Genomic DNA, 17775 nt, shown 5'->3' with positions numbered 1-17775 from the left:
AGAATAAGATACGTTTAGTTTATTTATGTTTAATCTACTGAGTTTGTTCTTCTTCACGCATTTCGTAGCGTGTGTCTTCGTCAATCATTTTAAGCATTATATCTGTAAAGACGGGGTCAAACTGCAAACCGCGTCCTTTTGCAATCTCTTCGCGAACAACGTCTTGCGGCAAAGCGTCACGGTAGCTGCGGCGACTTGTCATGGTGTCGTATGCATCGGCCACGGCGATAATGCGGGCGATTTCGGGAATCTCGTTGCCGGCGAGACCTTCGGGGTATCCTTTGCCGTCGAATCGTTCGTGGTGGTAATGCGCTCCTATTTCGATGTTGGGCATCTCGGTGATGTTCTTGAGAATTTCGACACCGATGTTGGGGTGTTGTTTGATGATTTCGTATTCGGCATCTGTTAGTTTTGTATTCTTGTTTAAAATGTTATCTGGAATGCCGATTTTGCCAATGTCGTGCAAAAGTGCCACGAAGTAGATTTCGTCTTGGTATTCGATGGATTTGCCGAGATGGTGCGCGATTTCTTTGCTGTATTGCGCGACGCGGCTGGAATGTCCGTTGGTGTAGCGGTCTTTGGCGTCGATTGCCGAAGCGAGAGACTTTACGACTTGTAGCGAAAGAATCTCGTGCTTACGCCTGCTTTCTTCGAGTTCTGCAGTTCTGCGCCGCACTTCGCTTTCGAGTGAAGTTTGCAGTTTATGCAACGAGAGAATTCGCTTAATGCGTTCCAAGACAACTTCAGGGACGAATGGCTTTTGGATGTAATCAAGCCCGCCTTCCCTAAATACGCGAATCTCAGTCTCGCGGTCGCTGTCAGCGGTCAAGAATACAACCGGCAAGTCGTCGCAATCCTTTATCTTGCGGATTTCGGCCAATAGCTCAAAACCGTTCATGACCGGCATGTGCACGTCCAAAAGCGCTAGAGCTGGCAATTCTTTTGAAAGGTAGTCGAGTGCTTCTTTGTACGAAAGCGATGTCTCCACATTGTAAAACGGAGCCAGCACGTGTTCCGCTAATTTTAAGTTCATGCGGTCATCGTCGATGACAAGAATTGTGTCTTTGGCGGTTGTTTCTTTGGCGAAAACAGCTTTGATGCGTTCGAGTATTTCTGGGCCATATACCGGTTTCGATATAAAGTCTAAAACGCCTAGCCGATTAGATTGTTCTTTGTACTTGCTAAATTCATTTGCGGTCAAAAAAATCACTTTTGTATCAGCGATGGATTTGTCAGCCCTGATGTTTTCAAGTGTTTCTATCCCGTTCATCTGTGGCATCTCTATATCCAAAAGAACGAGATCGATATCGTTATTATTTTTTAGATGTTCGATGCAGGCTTCGCCGGACTCTACAGATGTGGTTTGATAACCGTCTTTTTTCAAAACGAATTCGGCCAGTTTTCTAGACATCTGGTCATCATCTACAATCAAGATTTTTTTGCTTGTCGGGACGGTCATGTCAATTTTTATCGTAAAACAAGTACTATGGGGCAAAAATAATTAAAATGTTGACTATTGCTGTAAAAAGAAAATCCCCATGGGCGTTTTGCTCACGGGGATTGTTTTGTATGCTGTCATTGCAAGGCTTGGATAGACTAGAGCGAACTTAGAATCTGTCTATCCGTAAGAGAGGCGCTACCTTGCAACGACTGTTGAGGTGTAACTTTTTTTGCAATTGTTTAAATTTACTGGATCCTTCACGCTTCGCGTTCAGGATGACGATACGTTACGTCATTCTGAGCAGGTTCGCTTTTCAACTGTCATCCTGGACTTGTTGCGCAAGCGCAACACCCTTCGGCTCAGCCATGCCAAAATGCAAGCATTTTGGCGCGGCACTCGCCTCGTATGTTTTTCCGGGATCTGTTTACACGGTTTCAGCTGCGGATACGACACTCTTTTGCAACTGTCGTCCTAGATCAGGTCACTGAGCTCCGTCGAAGTGCCGGGATCTGCTTTTACTTTTCTTCGCGCAGTTTCTTGGCGGCGGCGACGAGGTTCTTGAGGCTTGCTGTCGTTTCGGTTTCGCCACGAGTCTTGAGGCCGCAATCCGGGTTCACCCACACATTTTGCTGCGGAACCTTTGCGATGATCTTGTGGAGAGCATCGACGATTTCCTGTTCGGACGGACCGCGCGGAGAGTGGATGTCGTAAACACCCGGGCCCACCTGCGTCTCGAACTTGGCTTCGTTTAATGCGTCGAGCAGCTTGAGGTCAGAACGGCTTGCTTCGAACGTGATCACGTCGGCGTCCATGTTGTCGATGTCGCGGACGATGTCGTTGAATTCGCTATAGCACATGTGCGTGTGGATCTGCGTTTCGGGCTTGACCTTTGCGTGTACGAGACGGAATGCCGGAATTGCCCAGTCGAGGTATTCCTTGTGCCAATCGCTCTTGCGGAGCGGCAACTTTTCGCGGAGGGCAGCTTCGTCAATCTGGATGATTCTGATGCCGTTCTTTTCGAGATCCAAAACTTCGTCGCGGATGGCAAGGCCGATCTGCTGAGCTTGCGTCTTGAGCGAAATATCTTCGCGCGGGAAAGACCAGTTCAAAATCGTTACAGGACCCGTAAGCATGCCCTTCACCGGCTTCTTGGTGCAACTTTGTGCGAAAACGGACCATTCGACCGTAATCGGAGCACTGCGGCTCACGTCGCCCCATACGACAGGCGGCTTCACGCAACGGGTGCCGTAACTTTGTACCCAAGCGTTCTGCGTGAACACGAATCCGTCGATTTTGGAACCGAAATATTCCACCATGTCATTGCGTTCAAATTCACCATGCACAATTACGTCAAGGCCGATTTCTTCTTGCAGCTTGATGCATTCTGCGATTTTCTTCTGGTTGAATGCAACGTACTGTTCGCGAGTGATTTCGCCCTTGCGGAATACGGCGCGGTTGGCACGGACTTCTGCCGTCTGCGGGAATGAGCCGATTGTCGTTGTCGGGAATGATGGCAACTTGAATTCTTCTTTCTGCACGGAGCGGCGTTCGAGACGGCTCGGCTTGCGTTCGAAATCAGCAGCAGAGAGGGCTGCGAGTTCTGCCTGAACCTTTGCGTTTGCCTGCACGCGTGCGGATGCAAACAAAGCCTTGTTCTTTTCGAGTGCGTCCGCGTCGCCGCTTGCGAATTCCGCAAGTTCAGTGAGCTTTTCTTCGGCGAATGCGAAGTGCTTGAGAATGTCGGCAGAAAGTTTCTGTTCTGCAGCAACCGTGTAAGGCACATGCAACAGCGAACAAGATGTGCTTACGACAACGTTTTCTGCGGCCACGAACTTTTCGATTTCGGCGAGGAGTGCGTTCTTCTGTGCGTAATCGGCACGCCAGATGTTCTTGCCGTTCACGACACCAGCGAAAAGGAGTGTATCATTCGGAAAGCCCTTCTTCAAAAGTTCGAGCGACTGGAGACCTTCAACAAAGTCAAGGCCGATACCGTCGAAGCCAAGTGCAACAACGTCTTGATAAACGTCGCGGATGTCGCCAAAGTAAGTCTGCAATGCAATTTTGATGCTTGTTTTTGCGCGGATTTGCTCGATAAGAAATTCATAGATGGACTTGAAAAGTTGCTTTTCTGCGTCGGTTATGTCGAAAACGAGTGCCGGTTCTGCAAACGAAATCCACTTGGCTCCTGCGGTAGCAAGCTGGTCGGCGAGTTCCGCATAAGCGTTTACGGCAGCCGCTGCGAAATCTTTGGCACGTTTTTTGCCGTTGTAACGAGCAAGACGGAGGAACGTGTAAGGGCCGATAACCGTCGGAATGGATTCAATTCCGGCCAATTTGGTTTCGATAAATTCTTCGACAGGCTTCTTGCCGACGAGTTTGAGTTCGGTGTTGTCGTCAATTTCAGGAACAATGTAATGGTAGTTCGTGTTGAACCACTTCTTCATCGGGAGGGCCTTCACGTCGCCCTTTTCGCCCTGATAGCCGTGGGCGGCTGCGAAATACTTTTCAAGCGTGCTCAATTCGAGACTGCTGTAGCGTTCCGGCACGACGTTGAACAAAAATGCGGTATCGAGAACGTTGTCGTAAAAAGAAAAGTCATTGGACGGAATGAAGGAAATATTGGCTTCGCGCTGCTTTTTCCAGCCGTACAGGCGAATTTCTGCGGCAATTTTTTTGAGTTCTGCCTCGGAAATTTCGCCTTTGAAGAACTTTTCGCTTGCAAATTTGAGTTCGCGGTTCTTGCCAATACGTGGGAAACCAATTACAGATGTTTGCTTAATGCTCATTATGTTTAACCTACCTTTTTTATTTGCTTTTCTTGAACGCTCCCAAATATATTTCCATTTTTATCATCGGTAAAATACTATTTTTTGTATGTTCACCATAGATTTTTTCTATGATGCCATTCGACAAGCTCAGGGACCTTGTAAGGTTGGTGAGCCGGTTGATGAGCCTGTCGAATTAGCCGAACCAACGCAGAAATCTCCTAATACCTATAACCTAACACCTAAAACCTGTAAATGACTCTACAACAACTTAAATACGCCATTGCCGTTGCAGACACGCGAAACATCACCGAAGCGTCCAAGCGAGTCTTTATATCGCAGCCGAGCCTCACTGCTGCCATCCACGAACTTGAAGAAGAAATGGGCGTGACGATTTTCAACCGCTCCAATAAGGGCGTGACCATAACAAACGAAGGCGACGAGTTCCTTTCGTATGCAAGACAAGTTCTGGAACAGGCGACGCTTTTAGAAGACCGTTACAAAGGCGGCAAGGGCGGCAATACAATTTTTTCCGTCAGTTGCCAGCACTATTCTTTTGCCGTGAATGCTTTTGTCGATGTCATCCGCAAATTCGGTGGCCCAAGCTACGATTTTACGCTCCGCGAGACGCAAACCAATGAAATCATTGACGATGTCGCCAAAATGAAAAGCGAAATGGGTGTGCTCTACCTCAGCGACAAAAACGAAAAGGTCATCCGCAAGCTTATACAAAAGAACAATCTCGTGTTTGAACCGCTTTTTGCAACACCGCTTCACGTGTTCATGTCGTCGCGCAATCCACTTGCGAAAAAGGAAAAAATCACGCTCACAGACCTCAAGCCATTCCCGTACTTGACATACGAACAGGGCGATTTCAACTCGTTTTACTTTGCCGAAGAACCGCTCACCGCCATTGACTTCGATTGTCCGCGGAATATCAAAGTGCGTGACCGTGCTACACTTTTCAACTTGCTCATTGGCCTTGACGGCTACACGATTTGCTCCGGTGTCATCAGCCACAAGTTAAACGGCAAGAACATTATCGCAAAACGTCTCGATGTCCATGACAAAATGACCGTCGGTTACGTGATGCGCAAAGGCGTCACGAAATCGCGATATGCCGAGGCGTACATCGCAGCGCTCAAGCGTCATTGCAAGTAGGGGAGGCGTTTTGGGAGGGGAATGTGCGAGTCCTCCTTGATGAACTATAATCATGTTTCGGTCTCATTTTGCCACGAATTTGACAATCTTTTTCTAAAAAATGCCACGAATTTGACGATGTTTTTAGCGAATTTGCCGAAATTTCGCTAAAAACGGCAATTGACCGAAATTCGCATTGGCATGTTGAAAATTGAGCTACGCGCTCTTATTTTTCATCTTGCAACAACTTCTCGAACAGTGGGAGATGTCCCCGAAAGAATCCCATAAAAATGACCGCGTAAATACCTACACGAACTCGACTATGAGCTGTTTGCCGAGGGCGTGCGCCAGCTTGTAGAGCGTCTCGATGGAAGGTGAACCTTTCGGAGTTTCGAAGCGTTGGTATGCCTGCGGGGTGATGTTTGCACGCCGCGCCACATCGCTTTTCTTTTGACCCCTGCGCGCTTCGAAAAGTTTGTACGCAATTTCGATTCGCGGGGAAAGTTCGACGGGGTAAAGCTCCTTGTCGGAATCGGGCATCGTCTTGGGGAGGATCATCGTGTTGCCGAGATCTAGGTCGCATTCCATTGCGCCGTCGAGTGCATCCTTCGCCTGCCTGAGAGCCTCCTCCTGCGTGTCGCCGAATGCGTTCACGTTGGGCAGGTCGGGGAACGAAACCACGAAACCCATGTCTTTGTCTTTCTCAATTTTCGCTGCGTAATTCATGGTTGCCTCTACTGGTCAAACTGTTTCAGGATGCGCTTGAGATAGACTCCTTCTATCTCGTGTTTATTTCGTTGTATTGGAACGGGGCGTTTGCCTTGCTTTACGAATATGTGGTGGTCGCCGTTGATTCGCCCTAGTTCCCAGCCTCTTTTTTTTGCGTAGTCACAGATTTCTTTAAACTTCATTGTTTAAATTACAATATATTTGTTTATTTGTCAATATATAGATTTATAAAATTAGGCTTTCACTCTCATTTTTCATCCTGCAACAAATTCTCGAACAGTGGGCGATATCCCTTGTGTTTTGGCTCGTTTGCGTCGCCAAGGCGACTATCCCCGCAGAAACATCCGGTGCATTCTCCGCCGCAATGTAGTCCTTCATCTGCTTGAAAAGACGGATAAGGGCTTTGCTCTGGGCTATGGCCTGTTCGCCCTTGAGAACCGTCATGAGCATGTAGATGCCCTGTTCCGTAAAGGCGTAGGGCATTTTTCTTGTTCCACCCCAACTTGATATCCGATTTTTGGACATCAAGTTTCCTTTTTTATAAAAATTGTCGAAATTCAACGAATTTCCGCAGTTTGAAGTCCAAATTTTGGACTTCAAGTTTTCAAATTCTTCTGAAGTCAGCTGAAAGCGAAAATCTTCATCAAATTTTCCGATATTATTTTTTACCTGTTCATTAAATTTTCGAGTTTCATACCCGTATATTTCCGCCAAGTCGGCATCAAGCATGACCTTTACTCCGCGGATGGTATATATCCGCGACTTGAGCAGGTTCTCGTCTATCAGGGAAAATTCGGGCTTTTTCGGCGCGACGGCCTCGACCGCACTGGCCGCAACATCGTTCTTCATCATCAACTCCTCTGGCATACAAGCGAAAAAAAAATACCAAAGACTATACACTTGTGCACTAAATATAGACTTAAAAATCCAGTTTGTCAATAGGCCCGCACGATTTTCTCTGAAAATACGCTATAAACCCCGATTTTGCCATCTTTTGTCTTCAAAAAAGGGTATATTTCCCTTGTATGTCAATTAAATTAATTTCGCCTAAAAAGTCCGTCAATTCCGCGTTTCTCAAGTTGCCTGTTCCCGTCGAAAAGATGGAGAATTTCAAGCTTTCGCTCAAGAATCTTTACACCAAGCGGAACACTGCGCAGGACGAAGAGTACCACAAGGGCGAAATCTGGAACTTTTTACGCAAGATTTTTGAACCCGATTATTCGGTGCAGGTCAACCGCCCGATAGACCTTGCGATTTTTAACGGCAATACGGCAAGTGCAAAGCCGGCAGTGATTATCGAAGCGAAGTCGCCGACGAATGCGGCAGAAATGTTTTCGGCGGAGCATCCGAACGTAAAATCGTTGCAGGAACTCGTCTATTACTTTATGCTGGAATACGTGCACTCGGGCAATCACGAAATCAAGTGGCTCGCCATCACAAATTTTGACGAATGGTATTTCTTCGACGTTAAGGACTTTATCCGCTATTTTGGGAACAAGTCAAAACCGATATACGATCAGTTCCTAAAATTCAAGGCGAATCAGATGAGCGGCAACAAGACATCTGACTTCTACAATGACATCGCAAAACCTGCCATCGATGACTTCTTGGAATCATGTGATATAAATGTTGTGCGTTTTAATCTTGCGGATGTTGTTCGTTCTGCTTCTCAGGAATCAAAAAAAGCATCTGTCACCCTGGAGCCGAAGGCGATAGGGTCCATGGATTCTATCAGCCCTACGGGCTTCCAGAATGACAATGCGTATTCTCATTCCACATCCCACATTTCACATTCCACACCGCTCCTCCCTCTTTACAAATTCCTCTCCCCGGAAACCCTCCTCGCGAAGCCTTTTGCAAACGACAGCAACAGTCTCGACCGCAACTTTTATGCGGAACTCTTGCACATCATCGGCCTCGAAGAAGTGAAAGAAGAAAAGGGCGGCAAGAAAGTCATTCAACGCAAGAAGCCCGCAAATCGCGACAAGGCGAGCCTCCTTGAAAGTGCCATCTATCAGCTCGAAGATGATTTCCCGAACAAGGAAGAATGCGAGGCGATGGCGCTCCGTCTCTGCATTACGTGGGTGAACCGTCTGCTGTTCCTGAAACTTGTCGAATCGCAAATCCTCATGTATCAAAAGGGCGATGCATCGTACCGGTTTATGAGTACAGATAAAATAGCGAACTTCGACGAACTGAATATTTTCTTTTTCAAGGTGCTCGGCAAGAAAATCGAGGACCGCGACGAAGACGTGCTCAAGCGTTACCCGAATGTCCCTTACCTGAATAGTTCGCTGTTCGAACCGACCGAAGACGAAAAGCACCTGAAAATCCGCGGCATTCCCGATGCCCAGATGGAAATTTTCAACAAGACCGTTTTGAAGGACGAACGCGGCAAACGCGCAAAAGGCTCGCTCCCGAATCTGGATTACATCTTCAAGTTCCTCGATGCGTACAACTTTGCAAGCGATGCCCAAGGCGGCGTGACCTCTACGAGCAAGACGCTCATCAACGCGTCGGTTCTCGGACTCATCTTCGAAAAAATCAACGGCTACAAAGACGGCAGTTTCTTTACGCCTGGGTTCATCACCGACTACATGGCCCGCGATGTGCTGGAACGGACGGTAGTGCAGAAGTTCAACGAGAAAAAGTCCTGGAAATGCGAAGATTTGGAAGATGTCTCGGATAAGATTGAAGATATTTCAGAAGCGAATGAAATTGTTGATGACATCCGCGTTGCCGATGTCGCCGTGGGCTCTGGGCATTTCTTGGTGTCGGCCCTTAATCGCCTGCTTGCAATCAAATCGGAATTGAACATTTTGTGCGATGCAGACGGCAAACGCATCAAACGTCGCGACCTGATTTTGAAAGTTGATAACGACGAACTTTCTGTTGTTGATGACGAGGGCGAACCGTTTGAATACAAGCCGGGCAACGAAGAAAGCCAGCGGTATCAAGAAGCTTTGTTCAACGAAAAACGCCGCATCATTGAGAATTGCCTTTTCGGCGTTGACCTGAACCCCAACAGCGTGAACATCTGCCGTTTACGCCTTTGGATCGAACTCCTGAAGAACGCCTACTACACCAAGGAAAGCGGCTACAAGCAACTTCAGACGCTCCCTAACATCGACATCAATATCAAAGTCGGCGACTCGCTGCTGAGCCAGTATCCTGTAAATGCAGGTCATAAAGTCGCAGACTTTTTAAGTGCAGAAGAAAAGAACGACCGCAAAAAAGATAGCCTCAATACCGCCCTTATTGAATATCGTAAATGTGTAAATGATTATAAAACTGGAGGCTCGCAAAATTCCAAGGTATTACTTCGTCAGAAAATTGCGGGTCTAAAAAGCCGTATCGTAGAAGACGGGCAGATTGAAATGTTTGACGAATACAAGGGTTCTGCGGGTAATACCATCGATTTTTCCAACTCGCTCGAATGGATGTTCGAATTTCCAGAAGTTTTGGACGAAAAAGGTCGCTTTGTTGGCTTCGATGCAATTATTGGAAACCCGCCGTATGTGCAGCTCCAGAGCATGGGCGAGATGAGCGACGTTTATAGCAAGCGCGATTACAGTTGCTACAATAAGTCCGCAGATCTTTATTGCCTTTTTTATGAAAGAGCAATTCAGTTGATGAAGCCGAATGGTTATTTGGGATTCATTGCTTCTGACAAATGGTTAAAAATCAATTATGGTGAACAACTGCGAGAATTTCTTACAACATCTGCGAATCCGATTTTATTGATTGATTTTCCTGGTGTTCGAGTTTTTGACGATGCAAATGTTGACCCGCAAATTTTAATAGCACAAAAAGCAAAATATAATAAAGAAACTTTGACGTGTACTGCCTCAAAAAAAGGTTCTGCATTTGAAACAGAAGTAAAAAATAAACTTTCTCTGCAAAAATTTAGCAAGGAACCTTGGAAATGGATGGAAGCATGGGAAACATCTATTTTGCAGAAAATGGAATCAGGCACTGCATTGAAAAATATGCCCGTTTCAATTTATCGAGGTGTTTTAACCGGGTTTAATGATGCTTTCTTCATTGATGAAAATGTTAGAAATCAATTAGTTGCAGAAGATGCCAAAAGTGCAGAACTCATAAAACCGTTCTTGCGTGGAAAGGATTTGGAACCATGGTTTACATGTAATGACAATCAATACATGATTACCACTATTCCTGCAATGAAAATAGATATTGAAAATTATCCTGCAATTAAAAAACATTTATTGAGTTTTGGAATTGAACGTTTAGAACAAACTGGAAGAGAATATATTGTTAATGGAGAAAAAATCAAATCACGAAAAAAGACCAATAATAAATGGTTTGAAACACAAGATGCAATAGCATATTATAAAGACTTTGATAAACCCAAAATCATGTATCCTGAAATCACCAAGTTTCAGCCGTTCATCTATGATGATTCAGGAATGTATTGTAACAACAAAGCTTTTATCATCACTGAAAAGGAAAATACCCAGAATTTGCCAAAGGGAACGGAAAACGTCATTGCGAGCGAAGCGAAGCAATCCAATGCAGAAACAATCAGCGATGTCATTCCCGCGAAGGCGGGAATCTCCTCTCCCAGTGGCTATAACCTACTGAAAGCCCTTCTTGCAATCTTTAACTCGAACCTTGTCAAACTCTGGATATGGCACAACTGCCCCGAATTGGGCGATGACCGTCGCGAAATCCGCAAAGCCTACTTCGAAAACCTCCGCATCCCCCTAAACAACACGGAACTCCTGCAACAACTCGCCACCCTCGCCGATGAAATCATTCGCCTGAAAAAGGAATTGGTGAACAGCAACAAAACTCAGGTCCCTGAGCCTGCCGAAGGGCCGACCGAAGCAACCCAAAAGCAAATCGCCACCCTCGAAACTCAAGTCAACACTCTCGTCTATCAACTCTACGGCATCACCGATGCAGAAGAAATCGAAGCCGTGGAGAAGAGGTGAACGCTTATTAATAAAAAGGAAGAATACTAATGACGTTAGGGATATCAAATGAAGAAGTTGAAAAATGTACAAGAACGATGGCTGCGTATGTTCTACCATTTATTACTCCTGTAACAAGACAAGAAAGTATTAATGCGACTGAAGGGGAAGCTTGTGGCAGTGCTTCGTATTTTGAAAAAGATGATAGAAAGTATATTATAACTAACGAACATGTGTCTAGTGAATTAAGTGGTTCAGAATCTAAAAGTCATGGATATCAGTTTTATGGAAGTAGCGATATATATGCAACAAATGCTGAGTTTGCATCAATAGAAAATCCCGTTGATGTCTCGATTGCTGATATTACTGCTATTTGGAATAGCAGAGCTGTGAAAACAGCGGCTAAATGCATTCCTTTTGGAAAAATGCAGGGTGTTTACAATTGTGAACCTGAAGAATTATATTTCATTGCAGGGTTTCCGGGAGAAGGCGTTGAAATGCATTTTGGATATCTTTGTAATAAAGTATTAAATTTTTCGACTCAAGAAACAAATGTGCCAACAGGATTGTCTAATGTGAATCCTGAATACCATTTTGCATTGAGAAATGATCCCAAAGATGCTATATGTACATCAGATGCTCCGTGGAGTGCTTTACCCCCACCTCCGGGAGTAAGTGGCTCATTGGTATGGAAAACAAATTATGTGAATTGTCGTAAAAATGGCATTAAATGGAATCCTGAAAAGCATGCTGTCGTTGCTGGCATCGCGTGTTTGTGGGATGATAAGCATTCAAATGTTATTATCGCTACGAAAATTGATAAAATGCAAATAAATGATCTTACGAATTATCTCGTGAATCAAAAAGGAGAAAAATAGAATATGGACGAAACAAAAGAAAAATTGCAACAAATTGTAAATAGCTTGGAGGGGGCTAAGAGCATAGAAACGGCTCATTTAATATTTAATAGTGTTGCCCCTTGTGTTCCTCTTGTTGGTTCTCTTGCTAGTGCTCTTGTTGCGAAACACACTGAAGCTGGTCAAACAAAACTCAATGAGGCTGTTTATTCTGTATTAGAAACCCATGATGATGCAATCACAAAACTATGGGATGCTATTTTTGACACTCGTCCCTCGAAAGCACAGTTTATCATGTTATTTGAAGAGGTTACGGGATTGCCGATGCCAACATCACTTGATGCAAATCACGAAATACATATTTTACTTAATCCAATAACAGTTGAAAAGTTTGAACCGTATATTCGATTAAGGTGGATAGAAATAGTTCCTTTTGCAAATATTATTGTACAATTGGGTGGTAATAATCAAATAGGTGATTTCATCGAGGACAAAAAGAATCCTTATGGATTGGGCAATTCTTTTAAAATGATTGTAAAAAAAGGGTTCTTTATTTAATGGTGTTTAAGGAAATTTGCTGTGCTATATAGTGTAAATTTTAATAAAGAGCAATTGGGTGATGAGGCCGAAGATGATTCTCCGTATTATTTGGAAAATGTAGAACAGCTTTCTCTTGAAAAACTCATTTCCTTAATGAAAGAGAAAGAGATTGTTAAAATCGTTAGTTGCTACTATGGAATAGAATCTTTGAATAAAATGTTAAGGGCGTTGAGGGGCAATAGCCGACAAACGGATATTGTTATTAGTGCGGTGGGCCTATCAAAAGAAAACTGGATAGCTCAAATAAACATGCTTCTTGATGAGAAAAATGGATTGTGTCTAGGAAATCATCAAAATGTTTATCTGTACACAAAATTTTCATTACTGCATTCAAAAATCTATTTTTCTAAAAGCTCACGTTTTAAAGAAAGTGCGAGGGGTGCAAAATGTTTAGTAGGAAGTGCCAATTTAAGTTCAAATGCCTTTAATTGTAATGAGGAAATTCTAGCCGAAATCTTAGATGATGAAACAAAAAATTCAATTGAGAAATATATAGATGCTATTTTAAATGATACTGATAGTTTGTATAGCTTGAGGGATTTGATAAGTAAAAAAAAGAAATGGGGTAAAAATTTTGATTTATCAAAAGAGATTGGGTGTCCAGAAGATACAAAATCCATAATAAAATTTATTTCTTCGGGTTATTTATTTTTTCAGAGTAGGCGAAATTTTTCTCTTGGATTTTCTGACAATGAATTTAGAGAGGAAACAAAAGATAAACAAGTTGAAAATACCACAAATGGACAGAATTTTGTAAAAAACAGCAAGTCATTGGATGTTTCTGCAATTTTAGGATTATCGGCAGAAGAAGATGATGAATCACAAGAACTAATAAATAACGAGTCAAAAAGAATTTCAATTAGATCCAATTCTGTAGAAACATGTTTTGGATATTGGGTTCCTGAAGAACGGTATGAGGCTGTTACGAGTTTAATTTTTTCGAAAGATGAAGATGAAACGGCTCGTGAAAAGAAGTATAACCAAATTTATGAGGCTCTAAAGCTCAATGAAAAGAGCTTGTCTGAGGAGGCGAATAGTAATTTAAGAACAGCTTTTACACAGGCGGGTTTGTCAGAAAATAGATTTAGCTATTATCAAAAAAAAGTGTTAAAGCATATAAAGTCAAAGAGAATTTATTATGAAAATAATAAAGAGTTGTATGTAAAGAATTGTTTTTGTATAACTCCTATGCCTAATATTTTTGAAGATCCTGTTGCCACAACTGAATTTATAGATTCTTTATGGGGTGATATTTGCGATAGGTGTAATTACACTGGTGTTGAAAAAAGGCAGGATTTAAATGTGCTGTGTAGGAAGCTTTTTAGCTTGTTTGTTGACAATAATTCTGGTGAATTTAAAATGAAAAGACTAACGGAAAAAATGAATGATTTACCTTATTAATGTATGAGTTTAAATCATTTTAATTTTCATACCAAAGGACTTCCCATGCTCTTCACTCCCTCTGGCACTTTCTATTCCAAGGTTCAATTCAAGACCGAAGAAGAGGTCGAGAAGGTTGTCGTTGACAACTTCATGCTTCTCTTCGGCGATTATTCCATCTTGCTACCGAAAAGTTTGATTCGCACTTCTGGCGGCAAGGGGACTGTTCCCGATGGCATCATCGTGGATTTCAAGGGAAACCGGTGGTTCATCTTGGAGGTGGAACGCGGCGACCACGAAACGTGGGGACACATCGCTCCGCAAATCAGCAAGCAGCTTGTCGCGGTGATGAATCGCGAAACGAAGAACAAGATTGCGGAACTTTGCATCGCAGAAATCGGAAAACAGAAGGAGTTCTCGAAGCTTCTTGAATCCGACCTGAAAATCCAGTTAATCCATGTACACGGTTTTGTCCAGAAGATTTTGGAAAAGGACCCGATTGTCTCTTTGCCGATAGACTATTCCCCGAGCGACCTTGAGGAATGGGCTTCGATGCAGAAGGTCGAAGTGCAGATTCAGCATATCGAGAAATATATGAACGGCAAGGGCGAGGTGCTTTACGATTTCCCGGATTTGGAATTGACGCAGGAAAAGGAGTCCTTGAAGACGACGGACAAGAGCAACGCTTTGTACGAGATTGTGAAGGCGGGGCTTTTGAACGTGGGCGATGTCGTGCATTTCGATTATGGCCCGAAGGGCAAGCCCAAGACGCATTTCGAAGGAAAAATCTGTTCCGACGGGATCGAGGTGGACGGAATTGTTTCTTCGGCCAGCGTTTCTGCCTTGCGTTGCATTCAGCAAATCAGCCCGTCGCGCACAACGACAAACGGCTGGGTCACCTGGAAAACCGCCGACGGAAAATTCCTCGAAGAAAAGTGGAACGCCCTGCTTAAAAAGAGTGACGACGCGGAACAACCATCGAGACCCAAAAAGCATAAAAAGAAATCTCGCAAGACATCGGCGGTGACGCATCCTGAAAATGGCGATAATGATATGTTGTATCACTTCGCGAAAGGCGGGGCGATTATCGCAAAAGCCCGGCGTGTTGGCTCGCAGTTCGTCCTTCTTGCCGGCAGCAAACTTTCGCTGAAATATGACTTCCGTGGTTCGGGTTGGCTGAATGTCCGGAAGAACGCTTCTGTTGGCGCTGATGGAACGCTCCGCGAGGATATCGAATGCGATTCCCCGTCGATGGCGGCTGCGTTCGTTGCCGGAGGCGCCCGAAACGGCCTCACCTTCTGGAAGAATAAGGACCGGAAGGAATTGAAAAGCCTCGGAAAATAATAGTGAGATGTCCCCAAAAAAGCATTCCTCTTGACGCTGCCAACCTGTTTATTTATATTACAACCGTATTTCGAAAATCCCTGTGACTGCGGCATAGATCAATTGGTCCGTACGTGCATCCGCGATGGGGCCCATCAACCTTCTTGTTGATGTTGTTGGATAGCTGACAGGAACACGACCTGCTCGGGTGCGTTTGCGAAAGTGGACGCCAAGTAATGCCGAGGAAAACCCTCGCCAACAACACCGCAAGATCATCCCATACATAATACAAGTGTACATGATGCATCGTTTTACGGTGTGTTTGTGCGTTTGTGGTGTATTCTCATAATGAAGAACAAAATGGGAGATTTATTAAAAGACTTCAACATAGACTCCTTTAGGGAGGGAAACTGCTTCGAAGCGAAGCTTGCGAAGGGCGGATTCCCGAATAGCCTTTGGGAAACCTATTCCTCGTTTGCAAATACCGATGGAGGACTTATTCTTCTTGGAGTTAAGGAAAACCGGGATCATACATTTTCCATAGAAGGTATCGAAAATCCAGAACACATGGAAAAACTGTTCTGGGACAATGTGAATAATAAAAATGTTGTGAATATTAACATTCTGAGCAACAGCAATGTCGAAATAAAAGAAATAAACGGAAAACATATTCTTTCAATCACAGTTCCTAGAGCCGACAGAATATATCGCCCATTATAGGCAAAGATTTCGTTTGTCTCATGATGGACACGTTTGGAATAATCTTTCCGATATGGAATTTCTGAAAAAGATAGGAGCCGCAAAAATAAATCAAGATGATGGAAAGGTTTATCCTACAGCTGCCGGTTTGTTGATGTTTGGGTATGAGTCGGAAATTGTCTATGAATATCCGCTTTATTTTTTAGATTACCAGGAACATTTTGATGAAACAACTAGGTGGTCGGATCGGTTCATTTCAAGTTCGGGTGAGTGGAGTGGAAATGTGTTTGATTTCTTCTTTAAGACTATAAACAAATTATCAGAAGATATAAAAAGGCCTTTCAAACTTGAGGGAATTTATAGGGTTGATGACACCCCCGTTCACAAGGCAATACGAGAGATTCTTCTAAACACGCTGGCAAATGCGGATTATTATGGTCGAGCTGGAGTTGTCGTAAAAAAATACAAAGACCACTTCTCTTTTGAAAATCCAGGAATATTCAGAATTAGCATAAGGGACGCCATAAATGGTGGAACATCTGATCCGCGCAATGCCTCTATTCTCAAAATGTTTTCTATGATAGATGTCGGCGAACGAGCTGGAAGCGGAATTCCAGGAGTCTTTTCTGTATGGGAAAAGGAGTTTGGCCTTAAACCAGAATACACGCAGAAAATATCGCTTGAAAGGACAGTGACTGTGTTGAAATTGGAAGAAATTGCCCAGAGAACAAGTGAAAATTGCCCAGAGAATGGCGAAATTGCCCAGAGAAATGATGAAAATTGCCCAGAGAATGTTGTAAGATTGCCTCCAAATTGCCCAGAGATTGCCCAGAGAACGTATTTAGCGATTGTGGAGAATCGATATGCGACTATTGATGAACTGAGCGAAAAGTTGGAAATCTCTCCCCGTACAGTGAAAAACCACATAGCGCTTTTGCGAGATAAATTCATTAAGCGAATAGGTAGTGATACAAAGGGATATTGGGAAATAAAAAACGACGATAGTGTGTAAGTGTGTTCTTGATTCAGTTGCCGAGGAATCCTCGGTAGTTTGATGTATCAACTGTTCGGTATTTCCGAACAGTTCAAATATTACCCATTTCGCGGCAACAACGAGACCTCTTGTGTTTGCATAGCGATGAACGTATTTTAAAGGTGAATGAAAAAACACTTTGTAAAATACAATCAAGGAGAATGCAATGTCTGGTGGAACTTTTCGCTATCATGAATCGCGTATTGAGGGTATGGCCGATTATGTACGGCGGACTTACTTGAAACATAAAAGTAAGGAATGGGTTGAATTTGTTCAGACTCAAAAGAGCGAGTGGTTTAAACCTTATTCGAAAGAATCTTTGGCCATTTTTAAAAAGGCGTACAAGGTCCTGCGTACTGCATATATCTACGCCAAATGCATAGATTATTTGGAAGCTGGAGATTATGGTGAAGATAGTTTCAAGGAAAATCTCAAGTTTATGACAGATGAATTGGATCGGGAACTGAAGAAACCTATCAAGGTCTCACCGAATCAAATCAAAACTTGGATTGAGAATTATGATGAGGACGACTATTGGTACTAATGTCTAAAACCTATGTTGTTGAGCATATAAAGGACATTTATGAAAAGGGTAAACTGGATGGATGTTCAACTTGTCGGAATTTCCGACAGGTTCAGCAAGAAAGTCAAAGACTTTTGAATCATGAATTTTTTCTATACCTCAACATGATTTGCTGTTCAGAATTTCTGAACTACTGAAAGCAAAGATTTAGATGAAAAATCTGTTGTGTAATTCTTCCACAAGTTGCGAAGAAATTGTCACTGTGTGTATTCATCTTCAAAATGCAGAAGACGCTCCACAGGATGGAACGTCTTCAGGAACTCCTTCTACATTTGCAGACGAGATAGT

The 17775-nt window shown here is 43.6% G+C and carries 13 protein-coding genes and 1 pseudogene; 9 read left to right on the top strand and 5 right to left on the bottom strand.

Annotated elements, in window-relative coordinates; genetic code table 11:
• Positions 1–34: 34 nt before the first annotated feature.
• Positions 35–1459 (bottom strand): response regulator, encoded by a 1425-nt coding sequence (locus IKG78_RS17965; RefSeq protein WP_290946048.1) that lies wholly within the window; start codon positions 1457–1459, stop codon positions 35–37.
• 497 nt (positions 1460–1956) lie between these two features.
• Positions 1957–4227 (bottom strand): 5-methyltetrahydropteroyltriglutamate--homocysteine S-methyltransferase, encoded by a 2271-nt coding sequence (gene metE, locus IKG78_RS17960; protein WP_290946046.1) that lies wholly within the window; start codon positions 4225–4227, stop codon positions 1957–1959.
• A gap of 234 nt (positions 4228–4461) precedes the next feature.
• On the opposite strand from metE, the gene IKG78_RS17955 reads away from it, so the two are divergent.
• A complete protein-coding gene (locus IKG78_RS17955; protein ID WP_290946044.1) occupies positions 4462–5367 on the top strand; it encodes a LysR family transcriptional regulator in 906 nt (301 codons plus the stop codon).
• Positions 5368–5652: 285 nt separating this feature from the next.
• Here IKG78_RS17955 and IKG78_RS17950 read toward each other — a convergent pair whose 3' ends face one another.
• The 3 genes and pseudogenes from IKG78_RS17950 to IKG78_RS17940 form a co-directional block, all read right to left on the bottom strand.
• Positions 5653–6072 carry a type II toxin-antitoxin system HicB family antitoxin gene (locus IKG78_RS17950; protein ID WP_290946042.1) on the bottom strand — a complete coding sequence of 140 codons (420 nt, stop codon included), beginning with the start codon at positions 6070–6072 and terminating at the stop codon, positions 5653–5655.
• 8 nt (positions 6073–6080) lie between these two features.
• Positions 6081–6257 carry a type II toxin-antitoxin system HicA family toxin gene (locus IKG78_RS17945; RefSeq protein WP_088641446.1) on the bottom strand — a complete coding sequence of 59 codons (177 nt, stop codon included), beginning with the start codon at positions 6255–6257 and terminating at the stop codon, positions 6081–6083.
• A 100-nt stretch (positions 6258–6357) separates the two neighbouring features.
• A pseudogene (locus tag IKG78_RS17940) lies at positions 6358–6924 on the bottom strand (ORF6N domain-containing protein); the annotation flags it as partial.
• 176 nt (positions 6925–7100) lie between these two features.
• Here IKG78_RS17940 and IKG78_RS17935 point away from each other — a divergent pair.
• From IKG78_RS17935 to IKG78_RS17900, 8 genes are all read left to right on the top strand, one after another.
• On the top strand, positions 7101–11033 hold the full coding sequence (locus IKG78_RS17935; protein ID WP_290946037.1) for an Eco57I restriction-modification methylase domain-containing protein: 3933 nt from the start codon (positions 7101–7103) through the stop codon (positions 11031–11033).
• Between the two features lie 29 nt (positions 11034–11062).
• Entirely contained in the window at positions 11063–11890 is an 828-nt protein-coding gene (locus IKG78_RS17930; protein WP_290946035.1) for a hypothetical protein, read from the top strand.
• Between the two features lie 3 nt (positions 11891–11893).
• A complete protein-coding gene (locus tag IKG78_RS17925; protein ID WP_290946033.1) occupies positions 11894–12427 on the top strand; it encodes a hypothetical protein in 534 nt (177 codons plus the stop codon).
• Between the two features lie 21 nt (positions 12428–12448).
• A complete protein-coding gene (locus IKG78_RS17920; RefSeq protein WP_290946031.1) occupies positions 12449–13870 on the top strand; it encodes a restriction endonuclease PLD domain-containing protein in 1422 nt (473 codons plus the stop codon).
• 45 nt (positions 13871–13915) lie between these two features.
• Entirely contained in the window at positions 13916–15193 is a 1278-nt protein-coding gene (locus IKG78_RS17915; protein WP_290946029.1) for a DUF4357 domain-containing protein, read from the top strand.
• Between the two features lie 327 nt (positions 15194–15520).
• Entirely contained in the window at positions 15521–15892 is a 372-nt protein-coding gene (locus tag IKG78_RS17910; protein ID WP_290946027.1) for an ATP-binding protein, read from the top strand.
• A gap of 52 nt (positions 15893–15944) precedes the next feature.
• Positions 15945–16883, top strand: a complete 939-nt coding sequence (locus IKG78_RS17905; protein WP_290946025.1) for an ATP-binding protein — start codon at positions 15945–15947, stop codon at positions 16881–16883.
• Between the two features lie 187 nt (positions 16884–17070).
• The gene (locus IKG78_RS17900; protein WP_290946023.1) at positions 17071–17448 is read left to right on the top strand and encodes a hypothetical protein; all 378 of its coding nucleotides are present in this window, start codon (positions 17071–17073) and stop codon (positions 17446–17448) included.
• Positions 17449–17775: the final 327 nt, after the last annotated feature.

It is taken from the genome of Fibrobacter sp., assembly GCF_017545445.1.
Taxonomy (GTDB): domain Bacteria; phylum Fibrobacterota; class Fibrobacteria; order Fibrobacterales; family Fibrobacteraceae; genus Fibrobacter.
The sequence above is the reverse complement of the archived record's forward strand: the minus strand, read 5'-3'. Positions and strand labels throughout refer to the sequence as shown.